The organism is Variovorax brevis, from assembly GCF_030317105.1.
Classification (GTDB): domain Bacteria; phylum Pseudomonadota; class Gammaproteobacteria; order Burkholderiales; family Burkholderiaceae_C; genus Variovorax; species Variovorax brevis.
In genome coordinates, this window is the sequence record NZ_JASZYG010000037.1 from 1 (window position 1) to 21,640 (window position 21,640).

Annotated in this window: 24 protein-coding genes; 19 read left to right on the top strand and 5 right to left on the bottom strand. The window is 64.5% G+C overall.

All coding sequences use genetic code 11. The features are described from left to right. Positions 1–186 precede the first annotated feature (186 nt). The gene (locus QTI66_RS37600) at positions 187–435 is read right to left on the bottom strand and encodes a hypothetical protein (RefSeq protein WP_286565474.1); all 249 of its coding nucleotides are present in this window, start codon (positions 433–435) and stop codon (positions 187–189) included. Positions 436–610: 175 nt separating this feature from the next. Further along, entirely contained in the window at positions 611–1,135 is a 525-nt protein-coding gene (locus QTI66_RS37605; protein WP_286565475.1) for a winged helix-turn-helix domain-containing protein, read from the bottom strand. Between the two features lie 55 nt (positions 1,136–1,190). On the opposite strand from QTI66_RS37605, the gene QTI66_RS37610 reads away from it, so the two are divergent. From QTI66_RS37610 to QTI66_RS39795, 4 genes are all read left to right on the top strand, one after another. Next, positions 1,191–1,400 carry a hypothetical protein gene (locus tag QTI66_RS37610; protein WP_286565476.1) on the top strand — a complete coding sequence of 70 codons (210 nt, stop codon included), beginning with the start codon at positions 1,191–1,193 and terminating at the stop codon, positions 1,398–1,400. Next, positions 1,397–1,813, top strand: coding sequence for a hypothetical protein (locus tag QTI66_RS37615; RefSeq protein WP_286565477.1), 417 nt, complete (start codon positions 1,397–1,399; stop codon positions 1,811–1,813). Before QTI66_RS37610 ends, QTI66_RS37615 begins: the two co-directional genes overlap by 4 nt. 9 nt (positions 1,814–1,822) lie before the next feature. Next, complete coding sequence (locus tag QTI66_RS37620; protein WP_286565478.1) at positions 1,823–2,239, top strand: hypothetical protein; 417 nt, start codon at positions 1,823–1,825, stop codon at positions 2,237–2,239. A gap of 116 nt (positions 2,240–2,355) precedes the next feature. Further along, positions 2,356–2,946, top strand: a complete 591-nt coding sequence (locus QTI66_RS39795) for a porin (RefSeq protein ID WP_353506280.1) — start codon at positions 2,356–2,358, stop codon at positions 2,944–2,946. Here QTI66_RS39795 and QTI66_RS37625 read toward each other — a convergent pair. Next, a complete protein-coding gene (locus QTI66_RS37625) occupies positions 2,888–3,187 on the bottom strand; it encodes a YciI family protein (protein WP_286565479.1) in 300 nt (99 codons plus the stop codon). The genes QTI66_RS39795 and QTI66_RS37625 overlap by 59 nt on opposite strands. Before the next feature lie 175 nt (positions 3,188–3,362). Between QTI66_RS37625 and QTI66_RS37630 the strand changes: the two genes are divergently transcribed. The 7 genes from QTI66_RS37630 to QTI66_RS37660 are packed head-to-tail and all read left to right on the top strand — an operon-like array spanning position 3,363 to position 10,450. Continuing rightward, positions 3,363–4,607 carry an ABC transporter substrate-binding protein gene (locus QTI66_RS37630; protein WP_286565480.1) on the top strand — a complete coding sequence of 415 codons (1,245 nt, stop codon included), beginning with the start codon at positions 3,363–3,365 and terminating at the stop codon, positions 4,605–4,607. Then, on the top strand, positions 4,580–5,356 hold the full coding sequence (locus QTI66_RS37635; RefSeq protein ID WP_286565481.1) for an ABC transporter ATP-binding protein: 777 nt from the start codon (positions 4,580–4,582) through the stop codon (positions 5,354–5,356). Before QTI66_RS37630 ends, QTI66_RS37635 begins: the two co-directional genes overlap by 28 nt. Then, positions 5,349–6,050 (top strand): ABC transporter ATP-binding protein, encoded by a 702-nt coding sequence (locus QTI66_RS37640; protein ID WP_286565482.1) that lies wholly within the window; start codon positions 5,349–5,351, stop codon positions 6,048–6,050. The genes QTI66_RS37635 and QTI66_RS37640 overlap by 8 nt, the downstream gene beginning before the upstream one ends. Before the next feature lie 7 nt (positions 6,051–6,057). Further along, on the top strand, positions 6,058–7,983 hold the full coding sequence (locus QTI66_RS37645; RefSeq protein WP_286565483.1) for an ABC transporter permease: 1,926 nt from the start codon (positions 6,058–6,060) through the stop codon (positions 7,981–7,983). Between the two features lie 53 nt (positions 7,984–8,036). Further along, positions 8,037–8,864: an SDR family oxidoreductase gene (locus QTI66_RS37650; RefSeq protein ID WP_286565484.1), complete on the top strand. Its 828-nt coding sequence runs from the start codon at positions 8,037–8,039 to the stop codon at positions 8,862–8,864. Continuing rightward, positions 8,865–9,668 (top strand): SDR family NAD(P)-dependent oxidoreductase, encoded by an 804-nt coding sequence (locus tag QTI66_RS37655; RefSeq protein ID WP_286565485.1) that lies wholly within the window; start codon positions 8,865–8,867, stop codon positions 9,666–9,668. After that, positions 9,665–10,450, top strand: a complete 786-nt coding sequence (locus QTI66_RS37660; RefSeq protein ID WP_286565486.1) for an SDR family NAD(P)-dependent oxidoreductase — start codon at positions 9,665–9,667, stop codon at positions 10,448–10,450. Before QTI66_RS37655 ends, QTI66_RS37660 begins: the two co-directional genes overlap by 4 nt. Here QTI66_RS37660 and QTI66_RS37665 read toward each other — a convergent pair. Both QTI66_RS37665 and QTI66_RS37670 read right to left on the bottom strand, forming a co-directional pair. Next, positions 10,404–11,912 carry an MFS transporter gene (locus QTI66_RS37665; protein ID WP_353506281.1) on the bottom strand — a complete coding sequence of 503 codons (1,509 nt, stop codon included), beginning with the start codon at positions 11,910–11,912 and terminating at the stop codon, positions 10,404–10,406. The genes QTI66_RS37660 and QTI66_RS37665 overlap by 47 nt on opposite strands. Then, the gene (locus QTI66_RS37670; protein ID WP_286565487.1) at positions 11,909–13,660 is read right to left on the bottom strand and encodes an FAD-dependent oxidoreductase; all 1,752 of its coding nucleotides are present in this window, start codon (positions 13,658–13,660) and stop codon (positions 11,909–11,911) included. The genes QTI66_RS37665 and QTI66_RS37670 overlap by 4 nt, the downstream gene beginning before the upstream one ends. A gap of 125 nt (positions 13,661–13,785) precedes the next feature. Here QTI66_RS37670 and QTI66_RS37675 point away from each other — a divergent pair, with 125 nt between their 5' ends. The 8 genes from QTI66_RS37675 to QTI66_RS37710 all read left to right on the top strand — a co-directional run bounded on the left by QTI66_RS37675 (position 13,786) and on the right by QTI66_RS37710 (position 21,630). Continuing rightward, the gene (locus QTI66_RS37675) at positions 13,786–14,196 is read left to right on the top strand and encodes a YybH family protein (protein ID WP_286565488.1); all 411 of its coding nucleotides are present in this window, start codon (positions 13,786–13,788) and stop codon (positions 14,194–14,196) included. Between the two features lie 89 nt (positions 14,197–14,285). After that, positions 14,286–15,020, top strand: a complete 735-nt coding sequence (locus QTI66_RS37680) for a TetR/AcrR family transcriptional regulator (protein WP_286565489.1) — start codon at positions 14,286–14,288, stop codon at positions 15,018–15,020. 149 nt (positions 15,021–15,169) lie between these two features. Further along, positions 15,170–16,432 carry an alpha/beta fold hydrolase gene (locus tag QTI66_RS37685; RefSeq protein ID WP_286565490.1) on the top strand — a complete coding sequence of 421 codons (1,263 nt, stop codon included), beginning with the start codon at positions 15,170–15,172 and terminating at the stop codon, positions 16,430–16,432. A gap of 18 nt (positions 16,433–16,450) precedes the next feature. Further along, positions 16,451–17,359 carry a VOC family protein gene (locus QTI66_RS37690; protein ID WP_286565491.1) on the top strand — a complete coding sequence of 303 codons (909 nt, stop codon included), beginning with the start codon at positions 16,451–16,453 and terminating at the stop codon, positions 17,357–17,359. Next, the gene (locus QTI66_RS37695) at positions 17,356–19,026 is read left to right on the top strand and encodes an AMP-binding protein (RefSeq protein ID WP_286565492.1); all 1,671 of its coding nucleotides are present in this window, start codon (positions 17,356–17,358) and stop codon (positions 19,024–19,026) included. The genes QTI66_RS37690 and QTI66_RS37695 overlap by 4 nt, the downstream gene beginning before the upstream one ends. After that, a complete protein-coding gene (locus tag QTI66_RS37700; RefSeq protein ID WP_286565493.1) occupies positions 19,023–19,496 on the top strand; it encodes an acyl-CoA thioesterase in 474 nt (157 codons plus the stop codon). The genes QTI66_RS37695 and QTI66_RS37700 overlap by 4 nt, the downstream gene beginning before the upstream one ends. Beyond that, a complete protein-coding gene (locus QTI66_RS37705; RefSeq protein ID WP_286565494.1) occupies positions 19,493–20,647 on the top strand; it encodes an FAD-dependent monooxygenase in 1,155 nt (384 codons plus the stop codon). The genes QTI66_RS37700 and QTI66_RS37705 overlap by 4 nt, the downstream gene beginning before the upstream one ends. Further along, positions 20,644–21,630: a Bug family tripartite tricarboxylate transporter substrate binding protein gene (locus QTI66_RS37710; RefSeq protein ID WP_286565495.1), complete on the top strand. Its 987-nt coding sequence runs from the start codon at positions 20,644–20,646 to the stop codon at positions 21,628–21,630. The genes QTI66_RS37705 and QTI66_RS37710 overlap by 4 nt, the downstream gene beginning before the upstream one ends. Positions 21,631–21,640 lie beyond the last annotated feature (10 nt).

The following is a 21,640-nucleotide window of genomic DNA, read 5'->3' on the forward strand; positions in this document are numbered from 1 at the left end:
GGCGCTGTGGCTGCGGGATATCGGTGACACATTTCCTTCGCAGCCACGCCGACCGACGCCAGTGAGGCAAATTTGCTTCGCGGACCGCGCCGTGCGAGGCTGGATGCGGCGTTGCGGCCGGCAGGGCAGTCCCGAAGAGGCGCAGTGACACATTTACCTGCGCAGGAGTGTCAGATTCGCTTTCTTCTACGCCTTGTGGCTGAGCGCCGCGCCGCACCGGCGGCAGTACATCTCGCCCGCCAACCACGCGTCGACCTGCTGCGAGACCAATGCGTTTTGGGCCCGGGCCAGCAGGGCACGGCCTTCAGCAAGGGTGAGGCCCAGCCTGGAAAGACTGCGGTCGCGGCGCTCGAGCACGGCCAAGGTCACCGCACCGTCCATCGCGTCGCCTGTGTCCGCGGCCTCCGCGATTCGTGCCTCAATGATCAAGCGCATGGTTTATCTCCGGCCCGTCGATGACCGCCAGAGTAGCGAAGACGGCCGCCTTGTCAGCAACTCGAAGCAAGGTAGCCGGGCCTCGCAGCCTCCCACACTTTTGCACACTCTCCTTCACGCCAGCAGGCCGAACCGGCCTTCGTCCTGGAACATCAGGCGCACTTGGCGCCCGCATTCAGCCTGGCGCGCGACCTCTCGGCGTACCGTTCGGCGCAGTTTTTTTAAAGGCGGCCTGAGCCGCGACATCCGTCTTGGGGTGTCGTGGGCGCGGCACCACCTTGCGCCACCCGTGGCGATCCAGAAGCCGGTAAACCGTGGAGGGTGCCACCTCCTTGCCCAGTTGCTCCTGATAGGCCTGCTGGATCTCCGCGACCGTCAGCATGCCACCGGCCTCGGCGCGCTGGACGAACGGCGCCAGCAGTTGCAGCTCTTGCTCGGGGGTGAGGTGCTGGTGATGCCTGCCACCTCGCCCGCGCAGGTCGAAGATGGCATCGCCCTCCTTGGACCAGCGCGAGTGCATGACATGCACTGTGGCTGTGGACCAGCCCAGCAACTCGGCGATCTGAGCGGCTGAACTGCCCAGCGTCGCGCGGATGAGCACGCACTGGATGCGTTGGTACTCCGCATGCGTGCTGGCCTGCTTCAGGCGCTCAGCCAAGCGTTCAACAGTGGGCTTGTCGCCCACGATCAATGTCTTCATCCACGACTCCTTGAAGTTCGTGGAACGACATGATATCTAAATTATTGAACGCAAAGTGGTATTAGACGCTCTGCCCGTTGAATTCACACTTCGTCATGCGAACCAAGCCGCAGCAATTCCTCACCCATCGCAGCGGATCTATACCATCACGCCAATTGAGACGGTGGCAGGGCTGCGTGAAAATGAACGTGTGGAGTGCCGGGCTTTGCATCGGCATTTCGGTAGCCAGGCACTTGAAAAAAAACTGGGATTGGAGAAGCAATGAACGAATACCTGCGCCCCTGGAAGCTCGTGACGTTCGCGCTGGGCATCAACGCGCTCATATGGGGTGCCATCGAGGCGAGAAGCCCCGACTGGGACATCACCATCTCCATCCTCATGGCAGTGGCGACCTACCTGACGGCTCCCTGGAGCCTGCGCGTGGTGCTGGAGCGGCGCTGGAAGTGGATGCCGCTGGCGGCGTTCTGGACGTGGCTCTCGGTGGACGGCGTGTACTGGGCGTACAACCACGCCCTGCCCGACATCGCCGGGTGGCGCGAGGTGAACGCCCCGGCGTCCCTGTCGCTGTACGGGTTCTGTGCGGTGCTGTGGCTGTACCGGGGCAGCGTGGCCGAGTTCAAGGCCGAGCTTAGCGCCCTCGTACGTGGCCTATGGAAGCGTCCGACCCGCTCGCAGTAGGTAGCCATCATGCCCCTCATCGAATACCTCAGACCCTGGAAACTCGTGACGCTCGCGATTGGCATCGCCATCCTCATCGTGGGGGCGCGCATCGAGCAACTGCCCGACTGGGACACCGGGATCTCGGTGGTGATGGGGCTCCTCACGTACCTCACCGCCCCGTGGGGCGTGCGCGTATGCATCGAGCGGCGCTGGCGCTGGGTGCCGCTGGCGCTGGTGTACGCCTGGATCTCGATTGACCTGTCGTACTGGGCCTGGAACGCGCACCTGGGCAGCGACATGGTGGACATCTACCGGCAGGCCAACATGTGGCCTTCCACCTGCCTTTACTTCCTTTGCGGCTTCATCTGGTTGTACCGGGGGTCGCTTGCAGATCTCGCCACCAATTTGCGAAACCTTCGTCGATCGCGCCCCGAGAATCTGTAGTGGGACCGGCGCGAGAGACTTTCCGCTGCAGCGGCGCCGACGACAGCTTTGCGAAAGGGCAAGCACTCAATTCACCTTGGAACCTGCCACCGTTGTCGGCGTATGGTGCGAGAGTCGTGTGTCCGTCCTCGACGCCTTGGCAAACGCCGAGGTCGTCGGGCTCCGCAGCCTCCCACACTTTTGCACACTCTCCTTCACGCCCAGTAGGCGTCGGCTTGATTCGAGCTGCCTATTCCGACGTCCGCTTCAGGAGTGGTCTGGGCGAGATGGGCAATCTGATCCTCGGACGCACCAACGGTGGCGATGCATCAGCTTCAAAATTCGCACTGGGCTACGTCCACAACCTGTCGAAGCGCACCGCGCTATACGCAACTGCCTCCTGGACGCGTATCAGGGACGGCCAGTACAACCCGGCCGTGATGGGGATCAATGCCGGCGGCCCCAGCGGCTCGCTGCCTACAGGGTCTGTCAACGGTTTCCGTTCCACCGGCAATGGCGTGGCTGGATATGCGCCACGTTCTGCGGCCGGATACGACTTCGGCATTCGCCACGCGTTCTCAGGCGGTGGCCGATGCCGGGCATGCGGCGCGCTGTCGCAGCCACGTCGGGCATCTGCCCGGCACCAAAGGTGCCGGGAGCGGGTGCATTTCAAGACGAGATCAGGTTCTCGAACTGAAAGAAGGACTTTCGCCACCGCACCACCTTGACTTCCTCGAACAAGCCTGCCTTGTTGAAGGGATCGTTCGCCGCAAAGTCCTCTGCGACAGCGCGGTCCTCCGTCTCGATAAGGATGATCCCGCCGTGGGGGCTGCTGTTCTCGTCGAGCATTGCGCCGCCGGCGAGCATGAGATGTTTTCGTGCGTCGAGGTAGGCGACATGCTCGGAGCGGATCCGGGTGCGAAGGTCGCCGCGGTCGGGCTTGTCGAGGGTGATGATGGCGAATGGCATTGCTGTGTTCCAGAAGTGGGCTCCGGCCGGCGGGACGCCGCTGAAGGCTAGCGCTGTGATTGTCGGAATTGACAAGAGTGTCGAATAATAGGGTAAACCCCCTTTATGTTTTGACATGAGTGTCGAATACTTGGATTGCGCGTCGGATGGGCGCGACTCACCAGGAGACTAATTCATGCAATGCTCTGTCGCGGGCGGCCGCTTCGCCGTGCACGTCTTTTCGATCGCCGCCGCCCTCGTTTTGGCTGCGGCCCTTCCCGCCCGGGCGCAATCCGCCCAGACCTTCAAGATCGGCATGGCGACGGACATGTCGTCCGCGTACAGCGATCTGTCGGGCAAGTACTCGGTTGCCGCGGCGCAGATGGCGATCGAGGACTTCGGCGGCAGCGTACTCGGTCGTCGCATCGAGTTGCTCACGGCGGATCACCAGCTCAAGCCGACCATCGGGTCTGCGTTGGTGACCGAATGGTTCGACCGGGACAATGTCTCCGCTGTCTTCGGACTTGCCGGGTCGTCGGTCTCGATGGCCGCACAAGCCATCGCCAAGGAGCGGCCAAAACGCACCATCGTCTACACGATCGCGCAAACGTCCGATCTCATCGGAAAGGCATGCATCCCGAACGGCGTGCATTGGGCGCCCGATTTCTATGCCTTGGGCGTTTCGCCCACGCGCTACGTGAGCCAGAAGCTGGGCAAGGATTGGTACGTGATGGTGCAGGACACGGCGGCCGGCCCGCCGGCCAGGGCCGCAGCCTTCGCCGGCATCAAGGCCGGGGGCGGTCGCGTGCTCGGCGATGTTCGTGTGCCGGTGAACGCCGGCGACGTGTCGTCCTTCGTGCTGCAGGCGCAGGGGGTGCGAGCGAACAGCATCGCGCTCGGCTTCGGGGGCACCGACATGGTCAACGTCATTAAGGCGGCCCGCCAGTTCGGCCTGTCCAAAGAGGGAGTGACTTTTGTTGCCGGCGGCGGACTGTTCACGACGGACATCGCTGCGATGGGTCCGCAGCTGGCGGCCGGCGTGACCTTCGCGACCCCGTTCTATTCGGAGATGAACGACGAGGCACGGGCCTGGTCGAAGCGATTCCTGGCCAAGACCGGGCGCTATCCGGCCTTCTCCCATGTCGACGAATACCAGGCCATCACGCACTATCTGAAGGCAGTGCAGAAGGCGGGCTCGGACGATGCGACGGTCGTGGTGCCGACGATGCGGGCCATTCCGGTCAACTCCTTCGCGGTGAAGGACGGGCGCATTCGCGAAGACAACCAGCTGGTGCGCCCGATGTACCTGGGCAAGGTGAAGTCCGAATCCCAATCGAAGTCGGCTGGCGACTACGTGGACCTGCTCGCCACGATCCCGCCGGAGGAAGCCTTCTCGCCGATCGGCCAGACCGAATGCCCATTCGCGAAGAAGCCATCATGAGCGAGTACCTGCTCGAGGCACGGGACCTGCGCAAGGACTTCGGAGGCTTCTGCGCGGTTGCCGGCGTGAACCTGCGCGTTCGACGCGGCCACATCCATGCCCTGATCGGTCCGAACGGCGCCGGCAAGTCGACCACCTTCAACCTGCTGACCAAGTTCCTGCAGCCGAGTGCCGGTTCGATCACCTACGACGGACGCGACATCACGCGCATGAGGCCCGCAGCCGTCGCACGGCTCGGGCTGGTGCGTTCCTTCCAGATCTCCGCTGTCTTTCCGCACCTGAGTGTGCTGGACAATGTTCGCATCGCATTGCAGCGCAAGCTCGGCACCGCCTTCCACTTCTGGCGCAGCAACGCGAGTCTCGATGCGCTAAACGGACGTGCCGAGCAGGTGCTCGCCTCGGTCGGACTGGCCGATAGCCTCGACAGCGCGGCAGCCGACCTCTCATATGGCAAGCGACGGGCGCTCGAGATCGCGACCACGCTGTCTCTGGAACCGGAAATGCTGCTGCTGGACGAGCCAATGGCGGGGCTCGGGCGCGAAGACATCGGCATCGTCTCTGAACTCATCCGCAAGGTCGGCGAGCGCCGCACGGTGCTGATGGTCGAGCACAACCTCTCGGTGGTTGCCGCGCTTTCGGACACGATCACCGTCATGGCGCGCGGCCAGGTGCTGGCGGAGGGGCCGTATGCAGTGGTGTCCAAGAATCCGGAGGTCCGTGCGGCCTATATGGGGACCGCCCATGACTGAACTGCTGCGGGTACGCAACCTTCGCGCGGGCTACGGCGAATCGCAGGTGCTGCACGGAGTTGATTTCGAAGTGCGTGAAGGCGAGGTGGTCACGCTGCTCGGGCGCAACGGTGTCGGCAAGTCGACGACGCTGAAAGCCATCATGGGCATTCTCGATCGCCGCAGCGGCGAGGTGCTGCTTCGCGGCACGAACTGCATCGACCTGGCCTCCGACCGTATCGCCCGCCTGGGCATCGCGTTCTGCCCAGAAGAGCGCGGCATCTACGCCAGCCTCACCGTGGAGGAGAACTTGATGCTGCCGCCCGTGATCGCCCAGGGAGGCATGAGCGTCGAAGAGGTCTACACCCTGTTTCCCAACCTGCGCGAGCGGCGGCGCAGTCTTGGCACCCGGATGTCCGGTGGCGAACAGCAGATGCTCGCCATTGGACGCATCCTGCGCACCGGCGCAAGGCTGCTGTTGCTTGACGAACCGACCGAAGGCTTGGCGCCGGTCATCGTTCAACAGATCGAGCAGGCGATCCGGACCTTGAAGGCTCGCGGTTTCACCATTCTCCTGGTCGAGCAGAACGCCCATTTCGCTGCGCGCGTCGCCGACCGGCACTACATCGTCGAGCACGGCCGCGTGGCCGATGCCGTCACCAATGCCGAGTTCGCCGAGAACAGCGAGCGCATCGACGCCTATTTGGCCGTGTGAGGAATCCATGTCAGACCTCTTCTCCTTCCTCCCCCCGGCGCCGGCGCTGTTCGGTCAGCTCTTGGTCGGCCTGATCAATGGCAGCTTCTACGCGATGCTGAGCCTAGGACTGGCCGTCATCTTTGGCCTGCTCAACATCGTCAACTTCACGCACGGTGCGCAGTACATGCTGGGGGCGGTGTGCGCCTATGTACTGCTGAGTGCGCTGGGCATCGGCTACTGGCCGGCGCTCATCCTCGCGCCGCTGATCGTCGGCGCCCTCGGTGTCGTGCTCGAGCGGCTATTCCTGCAGCACCTCTATCGCCTGAACCATCTGTATGGGATGCTCCTGACCTTCGGCGTGGCGCTCATCCTCGAGGGGCTGGTGCGGCATCAGTTTGGTTCCACGGGCGTACCGTATCCGATCCCCGAGCTGCTGAATGGTGCCTGGGACCTGGGTTTCATGGTGCTGCCCGTCTACCGCATATGGGTCATCGCGGCCTCGCTTGCGATCTGCCTGGCCACCTGGTACCTGATCGAGCGCACCCGCTTGGGCGCCCATCTGCGCGCCTCCACTGAGAATCCGAAGCTCACTCGAGCCTTCGGAATCAACGTGCCGCGCCTCGTGACGCTCACCTATGGCTGCGGCGTAGGCCTCGCGGCGCTCGCCGGCGTGATGGCAGCGCCGATCTACCAGGTTAACGCCCAGATGGGCGCTGACGCGATCATCGTGGTCTTCGCGGTGGTGGTGATTGGCGGCATGGGCTCGATCATGGGTGCCATCGTCTCGGGATTCGGCCTCGGTCTCATTGAAGGATTGACCAAGGTGTTCTACCCGCAAGCCTCGACCACCATCGTGTTCATTGTGATGGTCGTGGTCCTGCTGGTGCGCCCGGCAGGCCTGTTCGGCAACGCATTACTGGCCGGGCAGGCCCACGGAACGCCCGGCGACGCGGCCGCCTGCCCGCCGCCCCCCGCATTGTCGCGGGGGCTCACGGTGGCCGTGCTCGTGCTTGGGCTGCTCGCGCCGCAGTTCGTCTATCCCGTCTTCCTGATGAAGGTGTTGTGCTTCGCCCTCTTCGCCGGAGCCTTCAACCTGCTGCTGGGCTACGGTGGCCTGTTGTCCTTCGGTCATGCGGCGTTCTACGGCAGTGCAAGCTACATCACGGCGCATTGCGTGAAGGAGTTCGGGCTTGACCCCGCGCTTGGCATCCTGGCCGGCACCGCAGCATCGGCAGTGCTCGGTCTCGCCTTCGGCTTCGTCGGCATCCGGCGGCAAGGCATCTACTTCTCGATGATCACACTGGCCTTGGCGCAGATGGTGTACTTCATAGCGTTGCAGGCGCCGTTCACGCATGCGGACGAGGGCATCCAGGGTGTGCCCCGCGGCAAGCTTTTTGGGATCTTCGACCTGAGCGACTCGAACACGATGTACTACTTCGTCTTTGCGGTCTGCGCATCCGGCCTCTGGCTTATCTACCGCACGATCAACTCGCCCTTCGGAAACGTCCTCAAGAGCATCCGCGAGAACGAGCCACGTGCCATTTCGCTCGGCTACGACACCGACCGCTTCAAGCTTCAGGCCTTCGTTCTGTCGGCGACGCTGGCCGGGCTGGCGGGAGCACTCGACGCGCTGGTCTTCCAGCTTGCCTCGCTGACCAACGTCCACTGGAGCATGTCCGGACACGCCATGCTCATGGCCCTCCTGGGAGGTGTCGGCACGTTCGCGGGGCCGATTGTCGGTGCCTTCATCGTGGCTGCGATGGAGAACTACCTGGCCCAGCTGGGCGCCTGGGTGACAGTGATCCACGGCGCGATCTTCGTCCTGTGCGTCATGGCCTTCCGGCGCGGCATCGTCGGCGAAGCGGCTGGACTTTTCCGCAAGCGGCCGAAGGCGGCGACGAGCACGACCGCAGTGGCTCCGTTGACCCCGCCTACGCGGGTTGCCGACTGAGCAAAGGAGAGCCTTGAATGACGAATGAAAGAGTGACGCCGCGACGCAGGGTCGTGATCACGGGCGCGGCCGGAGGGCTCGGACAAGCGATGGCCTTAGGCCTGCTATCGGCCGGCTACCACGTGCTCCTGGTCGACCAGGACGGCCCCGGCATCGACGCTGCGCTGGCGATGGCGAAGGAGCGCGGCGCCGGGGGCCGAACTCATGGGGCTGTGATCGACCTGAGAGCGCCCGATGCGAGCGCTTCGGTCATGCATGCCGCGCAGGCAGGCCTGGGAGGGATCGACATACTGATCAACAACGCGGGGATAGGGCCCGGGCGGGTCAGCAAGACCTACTTTGAAGAGCCCATATCGTTCGTCGACGTCTCCGATGAGCTGGTTCGAGAGTTCTTCGAGGTGAATGGCATTGCGCCGCTGCTCCTGTCCATGCACGCGGCGCGGCACATGCTGGCGCAGCGGTGGGGCCGAATTGTCAACGTCACCACCAGCCACGACTCAATGATGCGGCGCGGCTTTGCGCCCTATGGCGGCACCAAGGCGTCACTTGAATCCCACAGCGCCATCATGGCGCGTGATCTGGACGACAGCGGCGTGACGGTCAACGTGCTGGTGCCGGGCGGCGCCGCTGACACCGCCATGATCCCTGTGGAGGCCGGCTTCGATCGCCTCCAGCTCATCCCCCCGCATGCGATGGTCGAACCGCTGCTCTGGCTGCTCGCCGATGGCATGGAGCCGCCTCATGGCCAGCGCGTTCTGGCTGCCGGATGGACGATTGGAGCTCACGCAAGCGGGCACCCGTCGGTCGCACCCATCGGCTGGCCCAACGCCGGCAACAAGGCAATCCTGCCTTCCCGATCAAAGACAACTTTAGGAGTTTGAATGCAATCCTCTTTCGAAGGCAAGGTGGCTCTCATCACCGGTGCTGCCAACGGCCAGGGCCGGGCCGAAGCAGTCCTGTTCGCGCGGCGTGGCGCAGCTGTTGCGATCTGCGACATCGCAGATGAAGCCGGTGCTGCACTGGTCGCGGAGCTGCGCGATCAGGGCCTGGCGGCCCGCTACTTTCATCTCGACGTGGGGTCTTCCGCAGATTGGGACCGTGTGGTCGCCGGGGTCGCCGAATGGCGGTCGCGCATCGACATCCTCGTCAACAATGCAGGAGTTCTGAAGCGAAAGACCTTCGAAACCTATACCGAAGCCGAATGGCGCCAGGTCATCGACATCAATCTCACGGGCAGCTTCTTCGGGATCCAGAAGGTGGCGCCATTCATGCGCGAGCAGCGCAGCGGGGCGATCGTCAACATCGCGTCGAACGCCGCATTCTCGGGCCATCCTGACCCTGCCTACACCTCGAGCAAGTGGGCCGTGCGCGGACTGACACGGTCGGCGGCGCTGGAGCTAGCAGCATTCGGTGTGCGCGTCAACTGCGTCTGCCCCGGGCTGGTGATCACCGATATCAACCGCAACGCTGCGCACCTGGGAACGATGATCGGCATGACGCCGCTGGGAAGCGCGGCCGAGGTGGAGGACATCGCTGCCATGGTGGCATTCCTGGCCGGCGACGAGGCCCGCATGATCACGGGTGAGGAAATCGTGATCGACGGCGGCTTTACGGCAGGCGCGGCCTACTGGAAGGTGGCGGTGGAAGCCGGCTACTACGGCGCACGCAGCGCGGGGGCAGCATGACAGAGAGCAGGAATGACTTCGAAGGCCGGATCCTGCTCGTGGTTGGCGCCGGCGCGCGTGACGGTATCGGATTCGCCACGGCCGAGATGCTTGCTGAACGCGGCGCTACAGTCGCGCTCGCCGATCTGAATGAATCCGCCCTGCGCGGGCTGGCAATGGGGCTGCCCCGCGCCGAGCGGCATTCCACCCACGCGATCGACGTCGCAGATGCAGGGTCGGTGCAGGCCTTGATGGAGGCTGTCCTGGCACGGCACGGGCGGATCGATGGGGTAGCCATTTGCGCGGGCGTTTATGCGCGCGACTCCTTTCTTGAGACGACGCGGCAGACATGGGACCGCATGTTCGCCGTCAATGCGACAGGCACCTTCCTGGTGGCACAGGCCGTGGCCCGGCAGCTGGTGACACAAGGCAGTGGCGGGCGCATAGTCGCAGTCGCGTCTATCGGCGGGCGGGCGCCCCAACTCACCGCTGCAGCGTACGGCGCGTCGAAGGCGGCCGTGATCCAGCTCGTGCGCTACATGGCGCTGGAACTGGCTTCGCGCGCAATTACCGTGAACGTGCTCTGCCCGGGTTCGACCGCCACGGCCATGATGGGAACCGACCCGGTGCGTCACACAGCCGCTGTGGAGGGCAACCTCGCGCAGTGGCGCCTCGGAATCCCACTCGGTCACATGGCCGAGGCGCGCGACCAAGCCGCCGCGATCGCCTTCCTTCTCAGTGAGGAAGCCCGGCACATCACTGGACAGACGATGACGGTGGACGGCGGGCAGACGTTTCTCTGAGCGCGTCTGCCGACGCCAGGCCATGCGCAAGGATGGCCGCCAACGTGATACCCCCGGCGATGCACAACATCGCCACCACGAAGGCATTGCTGATGGCGGCGGCATCGCTGCGACCGTCCAGCACGGCATAGAAGATGCCCCCGATCACCGCCACGCTGAGTGCAGCGCTTAACTGAAGCGTGGCGTTGAGGAGCCCCGCGATGAGGCCTGCGTGCCGCGGCGCTGCACGTGAGGTGATGGACCGGACGAGGGGTGGCAGCGCGAGGCCTTGGCCGACCCCGATCACGAAGAGTGTCGCGGCGAACGGAAAGGATGCGGGGCGAGCTGATGTGGACGCTGTCGCGACCATCCAGGACAGGGTCAGAAAGCCCACCACTTCGACGCCCATCCCCAAGCCGACGAGACGGCGCCCCGCAAGCTTCAGTGCCCACGGGGTGGCCAGGGGCCCCATGACAAACCCAAGCCCGAACGGCAGGAAAAGCAGGCCTGCTCGCAGCGCCGTCTCGCCGAGAGCGGACTGCAGGTAGATCGAGAGCAACAGGAAGAAGGCGGCGATCGAATAGAACATCAGCGCAGCGGCCAGCCCGATCCGCAGCCCGGGCACGCGCAACGCGCTGGCGGGAATCAGCGGTTCGCCGCCAAGACGACACACTCGGGCTTCGTGTCGCCAGAAGAGCAGGCCCATCAGCGGCGCAGATGCGAGCAAGGCAAAGGCCCACCATGGCCACCCCCGCGAGCGCCCTTCAATGAGCGGCACAAGGACGCATGCAAAGGTCAGGATGCACAAACCAGCGCCGGCCAAGTCAATCCTGCGCGCAGGACACCGCGGTTGAATCTCGCGCAGCCATACCAGTCCGCAAAGCAGCGCGCCTGCGATGAGAGGCAGGTCGATCAGGAATATCAAGCGCCAGCCCAAGCCGAAGAGATCCAGGGCAGTGAGTGCACCGCCGAGTACCTGGCCGAGCAGTGTCGCAAGGCCGAACGTCGCTGCGTACAGGCCGAGCGCGCGCGGCTTCAGGTGCTCCGGAAAGAGTACGTGGACCAGAGCCAGGGCCTGCGGTGCGATGACGGCAGCCGCCAAGCCCTGGCATATTCTCCCCGCCACCAAGGCCGACGGCGACCATGCCAGCCCGCACAGGGTGCAGGCCAATGCGAAGCCGATCATTCCGACGACGTACATGCGCACGTGACCGAACACGTCGCCCAATCGCCCGCCTGCGATCAGAGATGCCGCGTAGATGCCCACATAGCCCGAGATCGCGAACTGCACTGCCGCCGCGTCGGCGTGCAACTCGGCGACCATGGCTGGCATGGCGACGATGATGATCGCGAAATTGAGCGGCGGCAGGAAAGCGCCGACGAGCAGCAGAGCGAAGACTGTCCAGCGCTGCCGGTCGCTGAATCGTCTGGCCGGGGACAGCGGGGGCGCCTGCGGCGCTGCGTCGCTCTCTGAAGGCTTCAGCGGACCAGCTCCGGCTCGGCGTCCACCGGCTGCTCTGCGCGAGGCACGAATGAGCCTGCTCGTCCGGGCTTTGATGCCAAGTGCCGCCCGGCGATGTAGCCGAAGGTCATGCCCGGACCCAAGGTCGCTCCTCCGCCTGGGTAGCTGCCGCCGAAGATGCTCGCCATGTCGTTGCCGACGGCATAGAGGCCCGCAATGGGCTGGCCCCGGGCGTCGAGCACGCGGGCGCTGTCATCGGTCTGCAGTCCACCGAATGTTCCGATGTCGCCGGGCATGATGCGAACAGCGTAGTAGGGGCCGGCACCTACCGGCCCGACGCATGGATTGGGCGCGTGGTTCGGATCACCCTGGAAGCGCTCATAGGCTGACTCGCCTTTGTGGAACTCGGGATCCGTGCCCGCGCTTGCCGATTCGTCAAAGCGAGCCACTGCCTGCACGAGCCCTTGCGCATCGATGCCGGCCTTGCTCGCCAGTTGTTCCAGCGTAGCGCCGCGTGTCAGGTAGCCTGATCGAAGATACGGGAACAGCGGTACCGGGAACGGCTTTGCAAATCCGAGGCCGTAGCGGCGCAGTGCGTCGTGACTGGCGATCAGATAGGTGGGCTGGCGTCCGGCAATGATGGCCGCGCCGAATTCGTGATAGTTGGCACCTTCGTTCGTGAAGCGTCGGCCGTCGGCTCGGACGGCGATGATGCCGGGCTTGCTGCGGTCCATGATGTGCGTGATGCGGGTTGTTCGCCCCCGACCCAGAGGGACGTGTGACACTGGCATCCACGAGCCCAAGTTCGGGAAGCTCATATCGGTCTGACCGCCGATTGCCTCGGCCAGTCGAAGGCCGTCACCGGTGTTGGCGGCCGGCGCCATCGTCAGGTGCTCGGTGGGCGAGGGTGCATGAGGAAAAACCTGTTGGCGGCGCGAGAAATCGCTGGGGAACCCTCCGGTTGCGAGCACGACACCGCGCTTGGCATGCACGCGCACGCGGGAGCCCTCGCGCGTCACCAGCGCGCCGCGGACCCGGGGCCCGTCGATCAGCAGTTCGGTGACCGGCGCATCCAGCCAGACAGGGATGTCGAAATCCAGGAGCGACTTGTAGAGGCGAGCAGCCAGAGCGGCGCCGTTGAAGAGCCGCATGTTGCGGCCGTGCAATACGAGGTCCCACCCGTACTTAACGAGCCGCTTGGCCGTGTACCAGGCTGATGTGACTGAGCGCAACGCGTTCAGAAAATGACGCATGTCCGGCCCTGAGCCGAAGGTCAGGCCAACGAAGGTCATGCCTCGGATCGGAGGAGCCAGCAGAGCGGCATGCCTGCCGAGCTCGCGCGCGTCGTACGGCTCCGGAAAGATGGGCCGCCCGCCCATGGAAGCGCCATCGGCTTCGGCGTGGTAGTCAGGAAAACCGGCGCCAAGCACGAAGCGCACGGAAGTCTCGCGCTCGAAGAATTCCACCATCTCCGGCGCGTGCCGCAGGAACGCGTCCACGCGCGGGCCATCGAAATGCGCGCCGGCTTCTCCCTGAACGTAGCGGCGCGCCGCCTCGGACGAATCGGTGATGCCCGCGCGTCGTGCCAAGGGATTGCAAGGCACCCACAGGAAGCCGCCCGAGAGCGCGGTGCTTCCCCCGAACACAGGCTGCTTCTCCACCACGAGCACCTCCAGCCCCTGCTTCCTCGCGGTGAGTGCGGCGGCCATGCCGGCGGCGCCCGTGCCGACAACCAGCACATCGCAGTGCACCTCTGATGTCTCGTTCATGGTCTTGCCCCGTCTCTAGGTCATCTTGATCTGACGGAGTAGACAGGAATTTGACACCTGTGTCAATACTTGGTTCAATCCGGATGCCCGATCCGGGCAGCAAGCAAGCTAAGCAAGGACCCAAGATGAATCCATCAGCCAACGACCAGGCTCTCGAGGCAGTACAGCGCGACTGGAATGAGGCCGCGCGCCACTGGGATGCGCATGCGCTGGCAGCGCTCTATACGGACGATGCGCTGTTCTTCGGCGGGCGGCCCGGGCAGTCGGTCGGCCACCAAGCGGTGCTCGGCTATTTCGACTCCTACAGCGGCGTGCTGGCGTCTACGTCGCTTGAGCTTTTCGACCAACAGTTGGTGTCGTTGGGGCCGGACGTCTTCCTCTCCCAGGGCTACTGCCGCTTCGAATTCCTGCTCGCCGATGGCAAGAAGACCTCGACGGTGATGCGAACGACCTGGGTTCTGCAGAAGGCCGATGGCCGTTGGAAGATACGACAGCACCACTTCTCGACGACGCCTGATGCGCCACCCATCGACTGAGATCGCAAGCGTATCCCGCATCCCACGTGAAGGGCTTCTCCGACGATTGAATATGATGATCCGAACCAACATCGATCAGTGAGCAGCCCATGACAAAAGAATCGACCCCGCCCAAGGCGCGGCCCACTCGCAGCGACGCCCAGCGTCAGACGATCCTCGACGCCGCATCGCTGCTGTTCATCGAAAAGGGATTCGGCGGCACCAACATCAACGACATCGCCGATGCCGTGGGCGTCACGCGAACTGCGCTCTACTATTACTTCCCGAGCAAGGAGTCGATCCTCGAGGCGCTGACCGAGGACGTTACCGAGAAGGCCGGCAAGCTGGCGCAGACCGTGCCGCGTCGAGACCAGTTGCCGCCTGATGAGGCGCTGCGTCAGCTCATCTTGCGGCACGCAGGACTCATCCTCTCCCATCCTGTGCAGTTCCGTGTCGTCGAGCGCAGCGAATCCGACTTGCCTGGCCCGCGTCGCACCGCGGCCCAGAACGCGCGCCGTTCCGTACTGGACAACTTCGTCGCCGTGATAGAGCGGGGCATCCAGGCTGGCCAATTCAGGCGTACCGACGCCCACGTGGCTGCGTTCTCGATCATCGGCATGTGCAACTGGTGCGCTTGGTGGTTCGACGAGAGTGGGCAGATGACTGCGGAAGCAGTGGCCGCGTCCATCGCCGACTTCGCTTTGCGGGCCCTGGTGGCCGGCAAGGCGCAACACGCTGGCAACGTTGACCCGCTGCAGGACGCGATGGCCCAGATTCGCAATGCTCTGGCAGTGCTGGATGGCCTGAGCAAAACGGCGCCGCGCCGCAAGCTGGCGACCAAATAGAGGGTGCTCCGCCCCCTGTCACGCGCGTCGAATCAGAGCCTGCGTGGCCATCGACAAATCACATTAGTGTCAAATGATTTGACATTAGTGTGAAAGCGGCCTAACATTGATGCTCATCAACGAGGCGCCGCGCGTCGGCGAACAGACAGATGAGCACAGTTGCTTCTTCAGCGCAGGCCACGGCCGGCTTCCTCAACACCGACTGGAATCCACGTGACGTCCCGGGCGGCACGATCACCACGAACGTGGTGCTGCGCACCGCCGACAGCGCGGCGACCGGCGGCTCGCTGTACCAGCCGGCCGAACCGACCGACACGGTCGTGTGCGTCATGCACCCGCGCGAGTTCATGGCCTGCCACTACCTCATTCCCGACATCGTGGGTGCTGGATTCGCGGCCTGGTCGCAGTCGCCGCGCTCGGTCGGCAACGACCTGAGGCTGGAGCACGAGTTTGCATTGCACGACGTGGCCGCGGGCCTGGGCTACCTCAAGTCGCGTGGATTCCGCCGCATCGTGCTGCTTGGCAACTCCGGCGGGGCGGGGCTCTACGCTTTTTATGCCCAGCAGTCTGCGCTTCCGCCCGCAAAGCGCATCGCCAGGACACCTGGAGGCAAACCTACCCAACTGGCGGAGCTCGATATGCCGCTGGTTGACGGGCTTGTCCTCGTCGGTCCACATCCGGGGCAGGGCGCGCTCCTGATGAACTGCATCGACCCTTCGATCGTCGACGAGTCCGACGCAATGTCGGTCGATCCGGACCTCGATCCACTGCATCCCTCCAACGGCTATGCGGGATCGAAGAGCACGCGCTACGAAGGCGAATTCGTCAAGCGCTATCGCGATGCGCAGCGCGAGCGCGTGTCCCGACTCGATGCCAGGGCGCACGCCTTGATCCAGCGCCGTCTCGAGGCGCGCCGGCGCGTCAAGGAAGCGGGCGCGGCTGCCACCGCTGAGGATCGTCGAACGGCCGCACACACCCCCATCATCAACGTCTGGCGCACCGACGCCGATCTGCGCTGCTTCGACCTCACGCTCGATCCGTCGGATCGAAAGTTCGGTTCGCTCTGGGGATCGGACCCGTATGCCTCGAACTACGGCGCAGTGGGCTTCGCGCGCCAGTGCACGCCGGAGAGCTGGCTGTCGACCTGGTCTGCACTGTCGTCCAACGCCAGCCTGGCAAAGACGGCCACATCGATCACGCAGCCGGTGCTGATCGTCGAGTACAGCGGCGACCAGGCCTGCTTTCCGGGCGATGTGCGCCGCATCGTGGATGCGATCGCCTCCACCTCGAAGCGACACGAGCGGGTGCGCGGCGACCACCATGGCCGCGCACTCTCGATCGGCGAGGAGCCTGGCCGCCTGGCGGCCGGCCGCCTGCTCGCCGACTGGCTGCGCCAGAACTTTCCCGCTTGACCTTACCCCGGAGACCACATGCCCGACTCGACCCTTCCCAAGCTGACACTGCGCGGTGTCGACCACACCGCCCGTCCCACCTGGAAGCTGCGCGAGACCCTGGAGTTCTATCGCGACAAGCTCGGCCTGCCGTTGGTCCATGTGATCTCAGCGCGCGGCTGGGGCCCTGCAACGCATCCCGATTTCCTGCACTTCTTCTTCGACAGCGGAAACGGCAGCACGATCGCCTTCTTCTACTACCTAGGCAGCAAGGAGCCGGCAGAGCTGGACGGTCGCTCGGCAATGAAGCCGGTACCCGAGGACCATGTGTTCGACGCCACGCACACTGCCTGGCTCGTCGACACCGCCGACGAGCTGCAGGCGTGGAAGCGTCGCCTCGAGGCCCAGGGCCTGAACGTGTCGGTGGAGACGCGCCACGAGGTGATCGAGTCGATCTACGTGCGAGATCCAAATGGCTATTTCGTGGAGTTCACCCGAAAGCTGCGGGCCCTCAATGGCATTGATGCGACAGATGCGGCATTGACCTTGCAGGCGGCCATCGAGGCCGAGGGTGCGGCCGCCACCACTGGCAGGCGCGTCACGGCGATCGACGAGATCTGGTCGCGCAAGGCCGCACTGCTGGATGAGCGCACAGGTCGAAACGGCAGCGGTGTGCGCATCTACGTGCCCAAGGTGGACGAGTTCGCGACGATCGTCAACGATGCGGCAGCACGCAACGATTGCCGCGTCGACTCGATCGAAGGCTACGACTGCATCGAGGCAAGCGGTCCGCTCGAGTTCCAGCGTGAAGTACTGGGAATGAAGCCCGCGGTTTGGTATGGCCTCTTCACGGGCGGCGTGCGTGGGCGTATCGAGGTGCTCGACCGCGACCGGGTCGTGATTGCGCCGCTACTGGCCTGTGTGTGCATGGAGAGGACACGAGAATGACCGATGTACACAGCCCCATCGAGGGGGTGAGCTACCCGCCACCCCAGCGCGCTGCGCAATACGTCGCCGACGGATCCTGGGTCGACTCGACGGTCGGTGACGCGCTGCGCACGACAGCGCGACGCCATCCCGAGCGCCTCGCTTTCATCAGCGATGAGCGAACTCTCAGCTTTCGCGAGCTCGACGACACCACCGAGCGTCTGGGCGCGGCGCTCCTGAAGCTGGGGCTTGTCACCGGCGATCGCGCCATCTTCCAGCTTGGCACCACCGTCGAGACCACTCTCGTCCTGCTGGCCTGCTACAAGGCCGGGATCGTACCTGTGTGCTCGCTGCCGCAGCACCGCGAAGTCGAAATCGCCGAACTGGCGAAGCAGTCGCGTGCGCGCGGCTATTTCGTGCAGGCCGATTTCAGCAGCTTCGACCTCGTCGACTTTGCGTCCCGCATGGTCGAAAAGCACGCGCCACTGAAACACTTGGTGGTAGTGCGCGGCGCAGCACCCGGGGCATCGAGCATGCAGGCGCTGATCGAAAGCATGCCGCTGGACGAGGCCCGCAAGCGCTTGGCGCACGTGCCACTGGGCAGCGGAGACGTTCTGAGTTTCCAGCTCTCCGGCGGCACCACAGGCCTGCCGAAAATCATCCCCCGCTTCCACGCTGAATATCTTGGCCAGTCCGCAGCCTGGATGCGCCGCTTCCGGATCTCGGCCGACAGCCGGGTGATCTGGTCCCTTTCGCTGCTGCACAACGCTGGTCAGCTTTATGCCCTGATCCCGGCGGCGGCCTTCGGCGCGAGCGTCGTGCTGATGCCGCGGGTGGATATCCGCCGCATGCTCGAGCTGATCGAACAGCATCGCATCACGCACGCACTCTCCATCGGCCCGATTGCACCGCAGCTCGTGGTCTATTCAGACATAGCTCGGCACGACCTGTCATCGCTGAAGATCTTCGGTACGATGAGCCGAGCCGACGGGCTTGAAATGCACCTTGGCGTGCCGTGCTCCAACCTCTATGGCCTGACCGAAGGGCTGCTGCTTGGCTCGCCCCCGGATGCGTCGGCCTTTGCGCGGCATCACACGCAAGGCGCTTCGGGCTGCCCCCAGGACGAGATCCGGCTGCTGGAACCAGACACCGAGGAGCCCAGTCCTCCTGGAGAGATGGGCGAGATGTGTTTTCGCGGCCCCTCCAGTCTCACCGGCTACTTTGCCAGTCCAGAGGCGAACGCCAAGGCCTTCACCTCTGACGGCTTCTATCGCACTGGCGACATGATGCGCGCCCATGTGATCGAGGGCATGACGCACTACAGTTTCGAGGGCCGGCTGCGCGACAACATTAATCGCGGCGGCGAGAAGATCGGCTGCGAGGAAGTCGAAGCGTTCGTCAGTCATCATCCCGCCGTGGCCGACGCCAAGCTGGTCGCCATGCCGGATGCCTTCTACGGCGAGAAGGCCTGTGTCTACATCATTCCTCGACCCGGCATGGCGGCGCCGGACGTTGAGGCGCTCGGCGCCTTCCTCGTTGGTCTGGGCTTGGCCAAATACAAGTGTCCGGAGCGTGTCGAAGTCGTCGAGAGCTACCCACTCACCAGGGTCGGCAAGGTCGACAAGCCCGCGCTCAAACAGCGCATCGGCGAGCAACTCGCCGCCGAGCTGGCAGGGGCGCGGCAATGACGATCACAGAGCAGGTGGTGGGTCGCCTTCCCTTCGTCGTGCGACGCCGTGTGAAGTGGGGCGAGTGCGATCCGGCGGGCGTGGTCTATACGGTGACATTCTCGGAGTACGTGATCTCGGCCGCCGAACTCTTCTATGGCGCGCTCTTCGAGACAACCCCGCAGCGCGCCAAGCGCGAACAAGGCTTTGGCACCCCGAGCCGCGCGCTTGCCTTCGACTTTCAGCGCTCCCTGAGGCCGGACGACGAGTTCGACATGACGGTGACGGTGACCGACATCCGCGAGCGCACCTATGTGCTCGATGTCACAGGCCGAATACCGCAAGGCGAGGTGGTGTTCATCGCCACGCTGACACCGGTGTGCGTGGCGCGCGAAGAGCGCCGTTCGATAGAGATTCCGCCCGCCTTCCGTCAGAAGCTCCAGCACTACCGCGATGCCTGCGCGAACGCTTCCGAGGAGAAGCTGCCGTGAAGATCGCAGTCATCGGCGCCGGTCCCGCCGGCATGTACTTCTCCCTGCTGGCGAAGAAGCACGATCCGACACATCAGATCCGAATCTTCGAGCAGAACCCCGAAGGTGCCACCTATGGCTGGGGCGTGGTGTTCTCGGATGTGGGTCTGGCCTTCCTGCACGAGGCCGACCCCGCGTTTTTCGCTGAGTTCACTGCCCACCACGAGAGGTGCGACTACATGGAGGTGATCCATCGCGACACCCATGTGCAGGTGCACGGCAACCATTTCTCGCGCACGGCACGCATCGACATGCTGAAGACTTTGCAGAATGCCTGCGAGCGTGCGGGTGTGGAGATCGAGCACGGCCGCCGGATCGACGACGTGCGTGCGCTGGCTGACGAAGTGGATCTGCTGGTCGCCGCCGACGGCGGCAACAGCGCAGTGCGCAGACAGTTCGCCGAGCATTTCCAACCCAGCTTCGAGAAGCGACGCAACAAGTTCGCCTGGTATGGCACGCGCCAACGCTTCCATCCGGTGTCGCTGATATTCCGCGAGACACCGCACGGCGTGTTCATCGCACACAGCTACCAGTACAGCCGCGAGCTGAGCACCTTCCTGGTCGAGGTCGACCCCGGGACCTGGCAGCGCGCCGGGCTTGACCGCGCCGGGGAGGAGCAGAGCCGGCGCCATTGCGCCGAGGTCTTCCGGCACGAGCTCGGCGGCAACGACCTTCTGAGCAACCGTTCCCTCTGGTTCGAGGCCAATATCGTCAGCAACGAGCACTGGACGCATCGCAACATCGTCCTGCTGGGGGATGCACTGCGCACGGTGCATTTCTCGCTGGGCTCGGGCACGCGCATGGCAATGCAGGATGCCATTGCGCTGCAGCGCGGCCTTGCAGCGCACCCACACGACCTGGCGTCGGCCTTTGAGGCGTTCGAAGTAGCTCGTCGTCCAGCCTCCGCGAGCTTCCAGGGTGCGGCCGCCAGAAGCCTCGACTGGTACGAGAACGTGGCCACGAAGCTTCATCTCGACCCGGTCAGCTTCGCCTACGACTACATGCGACGCACAGGCCAGGTCTGCCACGAAGACCTCAAGCGGCGAGACCCTCAATTCATCGCAGCCTACGAAGCGCTGCGCGCCCACGACAGTGAAGGAGACACTCCATGAACACCGCTTTCTGCACCCGCGCACTGGGTGCGGGCTTGCTCTGCCTGGCAGCGGCCTTCGCAACCCCAGCGCCCGCACAGGGCTATCCGGTCAAGCCGGTCCGCGCCGTGATGCCGTACTCGGCCGGCAGCGGCCCGGATGCAGTGATGCGCAGCGTCGGCGACAAGCTTGGTCGCGAATGGGGCCAGCAAGTCCTGGTCGACAACAAGCCCGGCGCCAACAGCTGGCTGGCGCTCGGTGAGATCAAGCGCGCCGCATCCGACGGTCACACCCTGCTGGTGGTTGACGCGATGCCGATGACCCTGCAGCCTCATCTCTACAAGCAACTGCCCTTCGATCCGGCCAAAGACTTTGAACCGGTCGCGACTCTGTATTCCACCCACTTCTTCATCGTCGTTGGCGCCAACTCACCGTGGAAAAGCCTCGCAGATCTGATGGCGGCCGCGAAGGTGAAGAAGCAGCAACTGAGCTATGGCAGCTGGGGCATCGGCAGCGTAGCTCATGTGGGTACGGCGCAACTGGAAGCAGCGACCGGGCTGCAGATGATGCACGTGCCTTTCAAGGAACTGCCACAGCTCTACACGGCCGTCGCGACCGGCGATGTCGACTGGGCCTTCGGCTCTGCAGCCACCGTGGATGCGCTCTACCGTGCCGGCAAGCTCAGGCTGCTAGCCTACGCCGGGCAGAAGCGCCTCGCAGGCTACGAAAGCGTACCAACCGTCACCGAAGCGGGAGGCCCCGCCGGATTCGAACTGCGCACTTGGGTCGCGCTCTACGCGCCCCGAGGCACGCCGAAGCCCGTCGTCGATCGAATCGGCGGCAGCGTGGCAAGGGTCTTGATCGACCCTGAGGTGCGCGCGCGCTTCGCGGGCTTCGGGTTCGAGCCTTGGATCTCGTCGCCAGCCGAAATAGTGCGCGTCGCCGCTGACGATACCCGCCGTTTTGCCGAGATCGTCAAGCGCGCCAGCATTTCTTTGGACTAAGGACAAACAT